An 11,788-nucleotide genomic window follows, 5' to 3' on the forward strand; every position below is an offset into this window, starting at 1 on the left:
GTCGGCAACCCTTGAGTCAACGCCGGCACCTAAAAAGGGGGAGGGGCTTGCGGTCGATTTATTTGCGTGAACTATGCTGCGCCTTGCAGAAACTAGCTAGCTTGAGAGGTTCGCGAAGACTTCAGAGGCATCATAAAGTGACGGGCTGACGCTAGCGTCCTTGTCAGACATGAAAATCTCAAGTGTCACGGTCACGCTGTTACGCTCGCGTTCGATATCGCTGGCGAAGGGATCGCGTATAGGCGCTACCCTTGAAGAGCAGCCAAGCAAGCCGCAGTCGCGCTGTACCGCATAGTCGGGGCCGGACGAGTCGAAAGTCTGCTCACGTTCGGTCTCCTTGTCAGAAGCCTTGGACACAAGCTCGAACGTATCATAGCCGCTTTCCAGTGTCAGTTCGGCGGCACGTCGCAGGGCCAGGGATTGTGCACGAGCAGAGTCGTCATCATTCAGGCGGTAACTGACAGTATAGCGGTTCGTCTCAATCTGTGTCTCCGAGTATCCGGTTGCCCGCGCATTTGTGGCTGGGCGATAATCCGGAACGCTTGCACAGGCGCCCATCAAAAGGAGACCGCCGGCCAAGCCGATGGATTTAAGCTGGATCATGAATTCAGTCCTCTTCTTTGGCTGGTTGTGTCCAGCCTGTTCGTATCAGTTCGGTCTCAGCACCTGTACTGAGCGGAGCGTCTTTCATCGCCGCATCGAGATATGCCTCGATACTTTCTGGAGCGGCGGATGATGCTGTACGGTAGGGGGCATCGGGAGAAGTTTCGCTGGCTTCGGAAAAAGCGGCAACTGTGACGCGCCAGGCGGAGTCCGTGCGGCAGGCGACCATCCGCCCCTCTGATCGTGCCCCGGTGATATCTACAACACGGCAGTAACCATTGCTTTCTTCAAAGGTGAAGCGCGGCGTTGCAGAAAGGCCACCCGGGAGTCTGGCGGTCGCCCCACTTGCAGACGCATCCAGAACCTTGCCCAGACCGCTATCGGCTTGAATTGTGCCAGCGCCATCCAAGACCTCGACACGGGCATCCTGGGTGGGAATGGCTGTTTGCAGGGTCACGGCACCTGCTGCTACGGCGACGCTTGCAGCGATTGCCCGATGGTCACGCAAAAATCTCCAAGGGGAATGAAAAGCAGGAGCGGCGAAAAAACCAGATGATGTGGAGGCTGCACCGTTACTGGATTCCAACCGGTCGAGAACAGCTGTCAGCGAAGCGCTCATGGGAATGCTGTCGATTTCTCGTGCGGCGTGGTCAAAGTCTGAATCGGCTTGTGAGAGTTCCTCCAGTCGCGCAGCGGTGGCCGGATCCGCTGCAATAAGCCTTTCCAGCTCCTTACGTTCAGCATCAGGTAGCTCATCGTCGAGATAGGCGCTCAAGCGGATATCGAGGTCATGGGAGTCACTTGTCATGATATCCAGTCCTTTCTGCCACCATGGCACGTGCTCGCCCCAGACGGCTCATGATAGTACCAACTGGCGTATCGAGCATCGCTGCGGCCTCCTTGTAGCTTGCTCCCCCAATACCAATGACGGTCATGACCTCGCGGTACACAGGCGGCAGAGTGTCGATAGCTTCTCTTGTGCGCGCGACCATCACCTGGTCGCTGGCGATCTGTTCTGAAGACAGTGTTGTGCCCACGCGGGTTTCCAGTTCCGGGACAGCTTCCATACGGGTTTTCGTCGCTCGCAGCCCATCGATCCACAAATTCCGGCACACCCTGAACATCCATTTCTTCAGCTCCACATCATCTGGCACGCCGCGGTCGAGTATGCGCTCGATCACGCTTTGGACCAGGTCATCTGCATCCGCCGCACGCCGCGTCAGCGACCATGCGAAGCGCCGCAAGTGCGGCACCATTTCGACGATTCTGTCGTTCAAATCCGGACGTTTTGACATTTCCCCTCAATCACGGATGGGCTGCAGTTTTATTCCCAGCTTTATGAAATTTTTTTCTGGGTCATTCGTCCCTATTATAAGAAATGAAAGAATGGGTTCACCATGAATATTTCCATCCCGCCTCTATACCCTGTCATCATTTGCTCCGCTGTCATCGGTAGTATGTGTCCCTTCGCTTCCGCCCAGGTGTTGCCCGATGTTGGTGCAGGCGTGCGCGATACGACCGACCGTATTGGCCGGCATGTTGAGAAGTCGGTCGAAGAGGAACTGGAAGACAGGGTTATTGGGTTTGATGAGGCAGTTGACCCACTTCAGATTCTCGAAAACGGTGAAGTTGTGGAATCTGCAGATGTTGGAAACACACTTGATCAGACACTTTCGCTTGTAAACGAAACAGAAAAAACTGTTCTGGGAATCACCGGTCTGGCTGGGCAGCTGGCTGTGGGACGGGAGATCGAGCTGGACACATTTGAAGGCTGGACTGTCATTCGCAATGAATGGGTGGTGGTTGTGCCATCTAGCCAGGCCGGCGAGGTCGAGGCACTGGATGTTGACATTGTCGAGCGCAGCACTCTGACATCGTCGAACGAAACACTCTTTATCATCAGTCTGACAGCAAAATCGGCCACAGCCGAAGCGATTGAAGGTGAACTTTCCTCTCTGGGCGCAGAGCCTTATGACCGAAATCACGTGTTTCGGGTTGCTGCACCGCAGACAGACGCAGACGAGGCATCGCCCGCTTTCTCAGCGCCAGAAACTGTTAGCCCGGCTCGTACAAAAGCCAGCCGTATCGGACTGATTGATACAGATGTTGACGAGACCCACCCTGTATTCGGTGACGTCGTCCTGCATGAAGCTGATTTTGTAAGTCTGGGGCGCCTGCGCCCGCAGACCCACGGTACAGCCACGGCGTCCATCCTGGCACATCAGAAGACTGTTGAAGGAGCTAAAGTCGAGCGGGAGATACTTGCCGCTTCGGCTTTTTTTCTCGCAGGTGATGGGACCACAGGGGCGAGCTCTGCCAGCATCATCCGCGCGATTGATTGGCTTCAGGCCAGCGGTGCTAACGTCATAAATATTAGTCTTACAGGCCCTCCAAACCGTGCGCTTGAAGCCGTTATCCGCAATAGCATGTCCAATGGCACCATTTTTGTTGCGGCTGTCGGCAATGAAGGCCCGGCTTCCGGTCCTCTTTATCCGGCCGCCTATCAAGGGGTCATCGGTGTGACGGCGGTGGATAAGGATGGACAGGTCTACCGGTGGGCCAATCGTGGCAGAATGGTCGATGTGGGCGCGATTGGCGTCGATGTAAGTGTGGCCAGGCCAGGCGGTGGGGAGCAACTTGATTCCGGAACCTCCTTCGCTGCTCCCGTCGTATCGGCTTTTCTCGCCGGTTGGACGGGGGGGCAGCAGATCCACAACGGAGCCGGAGAAAGCATGATCAGGGCCTCGACAGGTGCTGAGAGCCCGGATGCGCGTGATGACACGCTAGGATATGGAATACTCATCCCCGATACGATCGACGGGAACTAGTTAGAAAGACAACCTCAGTTCAACCGATCCGACATGCTCGTCATAGTCGGCGCTTTCGAGGTTGGAGTTTCGGTCTCGGTACTCATAGCCGACATCCATGAAAACCGGTCCATAAAGGGGGATTTCAAGATCGCTTTCCGCTGAAACGATGCGATCTTCACGAGCTTCAGAGATTGAAGGTGTAACGGCATCATAGTCGCGTTTCTCGATCTCGCCGCCAATGCGGACTTTCGTGTCACGGCCGAGCAGGGGCATACGCTGGATGAAACGGGCCTTAGCGGAAGTATTTGTTCGGTCAAAAGCATCGGACTCGGCATCCTCCTCGCCTACCTCGCCGCCAAGCGTGACGTATTGTCGTGTGTCGTCGAGAAAGAAGAAGACATCCAGACGACCGGCATTTTCATCGGCGTCGCGGCTATCGTCCGTCTTGAAGTCCTTTTCTGTGCGGACAAATGCGGCGCGCAGATAAACTGAATTACCGAACAACCGGGAGATGTTGGGCGAAATCTGTGTGTAGTCGAGATAGCCTTCCTGATTGAGCCGGGCATGTGCGTAATTGGCCAGGAAACCAGCCTTGACCGCGCTGAAATCATATTCAGCCTCGGCGAAGCCACGATGGGTCTGCAAGTCGAAAGCATCGAAATCCTGGTAGCTTGTCTGATTGAATTCGTAGCCCCCACGAAGGGTGAGCTTGTTTGCGGGTTTGACATCCAGCTGGATTTTTCCTCCCAGTAGTAGGGCGATATCTCCTTGACCGGTGGACTGGTCCAGTTGCGGAGCACCTACATTGCTGTCCCCGGAGAGGCCCGTGCTCGTTTCGAAGGTAATTTTTGGCTCTTCATCAGCCTGGGCCGGCACGGTAACCGATGCGGCTGTCAGGAGAAGCAGTATGCTGCGCGGAAGCAAGGTCTGGATAGGCATGGGAAAGGTTCCTGTATCAGGCAGAAGAAAGCCGGCAGGCCACGATGATGGGGAAGGCCGGGCCTGCCGGCATGGCGACCGGGATGTACGGCCTAGAGGCCGAGAGAGCCGGTCACGTCTTCTGTGACGCTGTCGGTAATATCCGTGTTCACAGTGTCGTTGATCTCCGAGTTGATCTCACTGTTGACCTCTCCAGTGATTTCGGAAGCAACACCTGCGTTTACGGTATCGTCCAGCGTTTCCGAGACTGACGGAGAGACTTCGCCTGTGATATCGGCTCCGCTGCCTATACTTCCCTGGACATCGGCGGCATCATCAAGAGTGTCTGAACCGTTGCCAGTCACACTACCTGCAATGTTTCCTGCTGCGTCGCCAGAGCCTTCAACTTCTCCAGCGCTGTCCCTTGAAATGCCAAGAGCGCCTGAGGCACTTCCGGAAGCTGCTCCTCCAGCTTGCCCGGCAGTGGATTGGCCTTCATTGAGCAGGGAACGGGCCTGATCCGTAGTGCGGTTTGCAGCATCACTACTGCGATCGATGGCGGAGTCCGCTGCGGCTTCAGCGCGCCCCTCGGTGCGGGCTGCTGCTGAGGCTGCTGCGTTGCCGCCTTGTTCGATACGTGTCTGACCGCGATTGACAGCGCTGGAGGTTGTACCAGAGACACGACCGCCCACTGAATTGGCTGTGCCCTGAGCGTCCGGCAGGTTGAGGGCGGAATTGCTATCGCTTTCGGTTCCAGCCTCACTTGTCGTCTCGCCATCCCTGCTAAGCTGGGCATCACCGCCTGCACCAGCCGTCGTTGTGCTGGAAGAGGATGCTTCCGCAGAAGCCTCGCCAGAGATGCCAGCAGAAACCTGCGCAGTCGCCGGTATTGCCAGACCGAGCGCGAGTGCAGTGATAAGAGCAGTCTTGGAAGTAGTCGTCCTGATCATGTTGAACTCCATTTTTTTAGACATGATGCAGGAGTGACGGACCAGCCCGAATTTTATTCCCGGAAATGTGGATCGTGAATGCGACTGATCTTCAGGCAGGTATTGAGCCGGCAACATTATATTGGATGTCAGGCGCTGACAGCTCTAGCTAAGTGCCTTGTTCTTACGGCGGGTTTGAGCCGGAGGCTCGCCGAACCAGCGTGTGTAGGCGCGGGAAAAATTGGTGACATGGCCATAGCCGGCATTGGCGGCGATCTGTTTGACCGGCAGGTCGGTTGTTTCCAGCGCCTGCTGAGCACTCCGCATCCGAATGGTTTTTAGCTGCTCGGCAATCGTCGTACCGGTCCGTTCCCGAAAAAGCTGTTTCAGACGCTTCTCGCTCAGCCCGACCTTGGAGGCGAGCTGTGCGGTATCGACCGGTCTGTCAGGTGCTTCGGACAAATGCCGGTCGAGCCAGGTCAGAGCATCGTTTTCCCAGACGGTCAGGCCTTCTCCCGCGCCGGGCACGGGCATAAGCCGCTTCAGAGACAGGCCGAGAAGCTGCGTTGCATAGCCTTCCATGGAAAGGTCGCTGAGCGGGGTGGATACCGCTTCGCCATGAATGGCAGTCAGGCAGTCCTTGATCGCCTGATCGGTCTCGAATGTCTGTGCCATCACGTTTGGCACGGACGGGCGCATGAAGGGCAGAAGTGCATCCGGCACATCGCCGCCAAGACGCGGTTCAAGGTCACGCGCGAAGATGGCCACGCCGACATGGCGAATCACCTGATTACCGGGAATTCTCACCTGTTTCGCTGAACTGTCGCAGCGCCAGAGCAGGGCCTCGTTAGGTCTTGCCCAGTGCTGGCTGTTATCGTCAGCCTCGAACAGGGAGCAACCGGAGAGGTGAAACGTCAGAGTCACCCAGCCTGGGGGCTCACTTCCGAAATCCATGAGGGTTTCGCGTGTGGTATGGAACTCAGAGCGGTGAAGCGTGATCCCGTTGGAGAAAACACGCCGTTCCATGCGCCCGCGTGCATCCTTCAGGCGTATCTCATAGCCATCGAAGTCAGAGGCTGAAGACAAAATATAGTCTTCCTGCATGGTCGGCTCCAGTCTGACTGGCTGCGAACTGTAATGATAATTCCGCAATGTATTGATAAAGAAATCCGTTTGCAAACCGGATGCCCCAAGTGAATTTTAAGCGCCGGACGGGTTCAGGCTGAGGGGCTGGAGACCAGGTCCGGCCAGGACAGCACTGTAGTTGCATATACAGCTTCCAGACCGGCAAGTACCTCCGCGCGCCCCTCCAGACCCGCAATTGGTTCTGTGCTGCTGAAGGCAGCGCGTGGGGAGACTTGAAATGTCTGTTACAAAATTCCGTTCGCGCCTGATGGTATCCGTAGTCATGACAGCTGCGGCGGCTGGCGTATCACTCACGGCGGCTCCGCCGGCCGAGGCGGAGAACTGCCTGCTGGATACAAACGATAGCGGTGCGCCCGATGCCGGCGACGATGTTGGTGGGGCCGTTTCCGATGGTCCTGACGGTGGTACCGACAGCGATAATGGCAACCTGGCGTGCGGTGTGAATGCCGAAGCAACCGCCCTTCTTTCAACGGCTGTAGGTGGGAGTGCGGAGGCTTCCGGATCGTTCGCAACCGCTCTCGGCTCTAGGGCAACCGCGTCTGCAAACTCCACGACGGCCGTTGGCGAATCGGCAGCGGCGACACAGAACCAGTCGACCGCCGTGGGCGTGGCGGCGCAGGCGTCAGGTATAGGGTCGACGGCTCTCGGAGAAGGCTCTGAAGCCACGGGGGACCTGTCTGCAGCCCTTGGCCAGAATGCAGACGCGACTTCTGACGGCACGACAGCCGTAGGTGCAGGGGCACGTGCGATCTTCAGTGAGGCGACAGCCATAGGCAACGATGCGAATGCGACAGCCGCGCGCGCAACCGCAATGGGCCATCTCGCATTTGCGATCGGCGATGATTCTATTGCCGTTGGAGACCGTTCGACCGCATCCGGAAGCAGAACGACAGTTCTGGGGGCAACAGCTGAAGCGACAGGACAAGCGGCGATGGCCCTGGGCTATGCTGCAGAGGCGCCAGGTCTTGCTGCCACAGCCGTTGGCACAGGCGCGGATGCGACAGCTGCAGACACAGTAGCCGTTGGTTCCAGTTCAAGAGCAACAGCGCTCAGTGCAACAGCTATAGGGCAGTCAGCTAGAGCTACGGCGTTGTTCACGGTAGCTGTTGGGAAAAGTACTGAGGCAACAGCCACTGGTGCGACAGCTGTAGGCGAAAACTCACAAGCAACAGGTCTTGATTCGTTAGCCTTGGGCGGCTCAGCGGATGCGCAAGCCGATAACGCGACAGCCGTGGGGAGCCTGACAGAAGCCACAGGTGAAAACAGTACAGCCCTTGGGGTGCGCGCAGACGCATCCGGAAAGCACTCGATTGCCATTGGTTCAGATGGACCTGTTGTAGATTCGGTCGGTGCTACGGCAGCTGGACTAAACGCCATTTCAATCGGCAATGATTCCAGCGCGACGGGTTCATCATCCCTGGCACTGGGGACCGTCTCAGAAGCGACAGAGACTGGCGCGACGGCCCTTGGCTATGGCAGCAGCGCTACCGGCGTTATGTCCTTCGCGGGCGGGTTCGGCGCTGAGGCTTCCACCGACACGAGTACCGCGCTTGGCGCTCTCAGCGAGGCCAGGGGCAATGGTGCGACAGCCATCGGTGCGGAAGCTCTTGCAATGGCGGCCGGCGCGATAGCTACCGGCGAAGACGCGAATGCCTTTGGTGTAGGGGCAGTTGCGACTGGCCAGCTGTCGAGCGCGAGTGGCCGGAACAGTATCGCCCACGGGATCGCCGCAGTTGCGGCGGCCGACGAGGCCATTGCAGTGGGTAGCGGTTCGGTTGCAAGCGGTGTTGACGCCGTCGCGATCGGCGCGGCGGCTGAAGCTACAGGTACTTATGCGATCGGTCATGGCCATCAGTCGAGCTCAACAGCCAATGGCGCGATTGCATTGGGCGCTTTCAGTGAGGCGTCCGGAGCTTTTTCGACAGTGCTTGGTCATGGTGCGGTTGCAACCAACCTGAGTGCGATCGCCCTCGGTACAGCAGCTGATGCAACCGGTCTGTATTCTTCGGCTACAGGCAGCAGCGCAGAGGCGAGCGGTGATTACAGCTCTGCCTATGGTAGCAATGCGAAAGCGAGCGGCAGAGGGTCTATCGCCATCGGGGGGGATGACGGATCTGGTCCGATAAATGCGGCTGAAGCTTCCGGCGAGAATTCAGTCGCGCTCGGCAATACGTCCCTAGCCACAGCCTTTAACTCTGTCGCCGTCGGATTCGGCTCTGTCGCCAGCCGCGCCAACACAGTCTCGGTCGGGTCAGCAGGTAATGAGCGGGCGATCACCAATGTCGCGGCCGGCACACAGGCCACTGATGCTGTAAATCTGTCGCAACTGAATGGTGTCGCCGCTGATGCGGCCGCAGCTCAGACAGATGCCACCCAGGCACTCGCCAACGCGGCCAGCGCTCAGGCTACGGCCGACCAGGGAGTAGCAGATGCAGCAGCGGCCCAATCGACAGCCAACCAGGCCGTATCGGATGCGGCGGCCGCACAATCCACTGCCGACACCGCACTGGCCAATACAGTGGCAAATGAAAGCCGCATAACGGCTAATGAAGGTCGTATCATAGCCAATGAGACACGGATCACTAGCAATGAAGCCGAGATTGCCAACAACACGCAGGCAATCGGGACAAACAGCACAGAGATTGCGGCCAACAGGTCTGACATTGATTCAAATTCGACCGACATCGCGTCCCTCAAGGGCAGCTCGGATGCAAATGCGCAGGCCATTGCCGACAATGCTACAGACATCGGCACTAACCGTCAGAACATCACTTCGAACTCTTCAGGCATTTCCAGCGCAAATGCGCGGATTGATGAAGTCGTCGCGGATCTCCAGAATTTCGGTACTGGCGTAGTTGCAGACAACACCACGCGCAGCCAGGCAAATGCGGCGATGCTTGTCGATCACTCGAGAATGATCGGACAGAATACTGAGAACATCGAACGCAATCTTGTAATGATCACGTCGAATTCCCGTAGGATAAAGAAAGTAGAGCAGGGGGTCGCTCTCTCTCTGGCTGTCCCGGACGCCTATCTCAACAGCTCCGAAAACATGGCTATAGCAGGCGGGATCGGCAGTTTTGCAGGCGAAGCCGGCCTCGGTCTCGGTATCACGTTGAGGGGAAACAAGAACTGGTCGTTTTCTGCTGGGGGCGCCATGTCCGGTGGTGAAACGGCAGGTAAGCTTCAGGCGCGTTGGGCAAATTAGGACGCACGCCTGATGGCCGGTCCGGGGCAGGCTTCAATACGCGGAATTCCAGTCTCCGCTGTTAAGCTGTGTCACCGGGCCGGTCGTTTGTTCCGTAAAAGCTGGAAAGTTCTGCAGTTGGTCTGGTGTGTCAGACGCGGTCACGTCCCCAGCTGGCGACGACCTTCTCCCGAATTTTCTCGATTTCGTCAGTAGGCACCTGCTCTTCAGCGCCTTGCTCGAGTGGATCAGAATGAAAGATATAAAGACGAGCGACGAAATCTGAGATCAGGACGGAAGATTCGCCAGAGAACTCACCGTTTCCGGCTGTGGAAACGATGATGCCGTCGCCCCAGTCCTGCCCGCTGTCATTATTCGGATTGAAGAAATAGACGCGCACATTGCCGGCCGGGTCGTGACCGACGCGAATGATCGCGATCGCATGCCAGCCGACGAAGCGTGCCGCGCTATCGGTGACAGCAATGCCAGCGGGGCTTGGATGAATTACGGGCTGCGCGCCATTAAAATCCGGGTGAAAGGTGGCATAGAACCGCCGGATAAAGCCTTCAATGTCCATGAGCTTGCCAGTCGGTACATCGACGGCAATATTGAAACGGCGGCTGACCCACCAGCCATGCATTTCAGGGTTGATCCACTGATGCGGATCGCCTTCACGGCCAGCACACATCCGGCCCATTTCAATATATATTCTGTCGAGATGGGGAACCAGAACGCTGGAGACGGGATCGATGTCAGCCAGCGGCCCACGTGCCAGGCCTTCCGAAAGGCCACTTGAAGATATCGTCGTGCCTTCGAAGGGCATTAGAACTTCGTCATCTCGCCCGGCCCAGGCGACGAGCTGTAGGAGATAGTCGGGATCGGTATGTGCCCACATTGCGATCGCGCGGGCTGCCTGACAGGTCGGGTTGTTGCCCTGACCGACGCCAAGTGGCTGGCCGAGAACACTGATGACGCCTGCCAGCAATCGTGCTTCCGGTGCGGGCACAGGGCCATGTGTTTCTATCAGGCGCTGACGAGGAGCCGGGGCGAGCGGCAGGTGAATCTGACGCCATAAAGCCGGAGCGGTTGGCGGCAGATGAAGTACGCCACGTTCCAGTAAGAGTGCGAGGCCGTATATGGTCTGCGCAGTCTCTGGCTGGATGGCGTTGTCGATCAAGGCGTGCGTGAGGCTTGTGAAGGCGAAATAGCTGTTACGCCCTGTCGCAGAAAGGCCAAGGCAATCGGGAATGAGGTCCGCCCGTTCCGCCAGAAGGTGACGTAGAAGAGTGGCATGATAGGGCGAGACAAGCCCGGTATCATGCATGGCGCGCGCCATGCCTGAGGCTTCCTGTGCCAGCGATTGCTCGTCGAGTGTTTCCAGTCGTGATGTGTAGACATCCAGTCCCGGATCCTCCCGGCAGTTACGGGTTGGGCCGAACAGGGCACTTATCAGCCTGTCAGCGCCCCATCCCGACTGTGCGGTGTCGGGTGAGCTTTCCGATATCCAGATCGACAGCTGGGTCACCATGGCCTTGATACGGTCAGTCTGGATTGGCCGCTGGGCCAGTATGCGCCAGATTTCCGATATGACGGCATCGAATATCCGTCCATAGCCAATCTCGGCGGCAATAAACTCGAAGAGTTGTTTCAGGGTTTCGGCCCAGAGCGGGTCCTGTGCACGGGCGGTTTCCGTAGTAGCCCCGAACAGACGCTCCATGTTCAGGCCAAGTACCTGTGCAAGGAAGTGATGCGCTTCTTCGGACGTTATGCTGGCATGGGCATACTGTCCGGTGGCGATTGCAAGAAACCGCAACTCGCTAAGCGCTTCTAGGCTCAGGGCCTGAACGTCTGCGGATTCCAGTGTATGCCTTACAAAGACAGGTTTTAGCCGATCAGGATCGTCCCAGTCCGTGCCGGTAAAGATGCCAGCTTCGTCAAGACGCGAAACACGTTCGAAACAGGCCGTCACACCGCCAGGTAGCATAAGCACCTTCTGGACCTGGTCGAGAGCAGGCCCCTGATGCATCAGCTTGGTCTTCGCACTGGCATTGCCAAGCCGCAAAAGCGCACTGTCGAGCCGTTTCAAGGCCACAGGATCAACCTGGTCGGACGACCGGAAGGCGTCTGTCTGGTTTACTTGCAAAGGTACCCTTTCGACTCGTTTATGACTGAAGGCTAGCGAATATGCCGGGGTC

9 protein-coding genes are annotated in these 11,788 nt (G+C 57.5%); 2 read left to right on the forward strand and 7 right to left on the reverse strand.

The genetic code is table 11. The annotated features are described in order from the left end of the window. Positions 1–96: 96 nt before the first annotated feature. Genes Q1K31_RS10225 through Q1K31_RS10235 form a run of 3 tightly spaced genes read right to left on the reverse strand, consistent with a single transcriptional unit; the run spans position 97 to position 1,898 of the window. A complete protein-coding gene (locus Q1K31_RS10225) occupies positions 97–603 on the reverse strand; it encodes a hypothetical protein (RefSeq protein ID WP_300379153.1) in 507 nt (168 codons plus the stop codon). Between the two features lie 4 nt (positions 604–607). Further along, the gene (locus tag Q1K31_RS10230; protein ID WP_300379154.1) at positions 608–1,411 is read right to left on the reverse strand and encodes a hypothetical protein; all 804 of its coding nucleotides are present in this window, start codon (positions 1,409–1,411) and stop codon (positions 608–610) included. Beyond that, the gene (locus Q1K31_RS10235; protein ID WP_300379155.1) at positions 1,401–1,898 is read right to left on the reverse strand and encodes an RNA polymerase sigma factor; all 498 of its coding nucleotides are present in this window, start codon (positions 1,896–1,898) and stop codon (positions 1,401–1,403) included. The genes Q1K31_RS10230 and Q1K31_RS10235 overlap by 11 nt, the downstream gene beginning before the upstream one ends. 210 nt (positions 1,899–2,108) lie before the next feature. On the opposite strand from Q1K31_RS10235, the gene Q1K31_RS10240 reads away from it, so the two are divergent. Continuing rightward, positions 2,109–3,431, forward strand: coding sequence for a S8 family serine peptidase (locus tag Q1K31_RS10240; RefSeq protein WP_300379156.1), 1,323 nt, complete (start codon positions 2,109–2,111; stop codon positions 3,429–3,431). Here the strand turns inward: Q1K31_RS10240 and Q1K31_RS10245 are convergent, their stop codons facing one another. The 3 genes from Q1K31_RS10245 to Q1K31_RS10255 form a co-directional block, all read right to left on the reverse strand. After that, positions 3,432–4,352, reverse strand: a complete 921-nt coding sequence (locus Q1K31_RS10245) for a hypothetical protein (RefSeq protein WP_300379157.1) — start codon at positions 4,350–4,352, stop codon at positions 3,432–3,434. 92 nt (positions 4,353–4,444) lie between these two features. Further along, the gene (locus Q1K31_RS10250; RefSeq protein ID WP_300379158.1) at positions 4,445–5,281 is read right to left on the reverse strand and encodes a hypothetical protein; all 837 of its coding nucleotides are present in this window, start codon (positions 5,279–5,281) and stop codon (positions 4,445–4,447) included. A 144-nt stretch (positions 5,282–5,425) separates the two neighbouring features. Then, positions 5,426–6,364: a helix-turn-helix domain-containing protein gene (locus Q1K31_RS10255; protein ID WP_300379159.1), complete on the reverse strand. Its 939-nt coding sequence runs from the start codon at positions 6,362–6,364 to the stop codon at positions 5,426–5,428. Positions 6,365–6,623: 259 nt separating this feature from the next. On the opposite strand from Q1K31_RS10255, the gene Q1K31_RS10260 reads away from it, so the two are divergent. Then, positions 6,624–9,614 carry a YadA-like family protein gene (locus tag Q1K31_RS10260; RefSeq protein WP_300379160.1) on the forward strand — a complete coding sequence of 997 codons (2,991 nt, stop codon included), beginning with the start codon at positions 6,624–6,626 and terminating at the stop codon, positions 9,612–9,614. Positions 9,615–9,744: 130 nt separating this feature from the next. Here the strand turns inward: Q1K31_RS10260 and Q1K31_RS10265 are convergent, their stop codons facing one another. Further along, on the reverse strand, positions 9,745–11,685 hold the full coding sequence (locus Q1K31_RS10265) for a hypothetical protein (protein WP_300379161.1): 1,941 nt from the start codon (positions 11,683–11,685) through the stop codon (positions 9,745–9,747). Between the last annotated feature and the right edge of the window lie 103 nt (positions 11,686–11,788).

This window comes from Henriciella sp. (assembly GCF_029936995.1).
In the GTDB taxonomy this organism is placed as follows: domain Bacteria; phylum Pseudomonadota; class Alphaproteobacteria; order Caulobacterales; family Hyphomonadaceae; genus Henriciella.

What these genes read in the sequence shown, in the direction of transcription:
- Q1K31_RS10245 (WP_300379157.1), bottom strand. Translation starts at nt 4,352, where the DNA reads ATGCCTATCCAGACCTTGCTTCCGCGCAGCATACTGCTTCTCCTGACA.
- Q1K31_RS10225 (WP_300379153.1), bottom strand. Translation starts at nt 603, where the DNA reads ATGATCCAGCTTAAATCCATCGGCTTGGCCGGCGGTCTCCTTTTGATG.
- Q1K31_RS10255 (WP_300379159.1), bottom strand. Translation starts at nt 6,364, where the DNA reads ATGCAGGAAGACTATATTTTGTCTTCAGCCTCTGACTTCGATGGCTAT.
- Q1K31_RS10235 (WP_300379155.1), bottom strand. Translation starts at nt 1,898, where the DNA reads ATGTCAAAACGTCCGGATTTGAACGACAGAATCGTCGAAATGGTGCCG.
- Q1K31_RS10260 (WP_300379160.1), top strand. Translation starts at nt 6,624, where the DNA reads ATGTCTGTTACAAAATTCCGTTCGCGCCTGATGGTATCCGTAGTCATG.
- Q1K31_RS10250 (WP_300379158.1), bottom strand. Translation starts at nt 5,281, where the DNA reads ATGATCAGGACGACTACTTCCAAGACTGCTCTTATCACTGCACTCGCG.
- Q1K31_RS10230 (WP_300379154.1), bottom strand. Translation starts at nt 1,411, where the DNA reads ATGACAAGTGACTCCCATGACCTCGATATCCGCTTGAGCGCCTATCTC.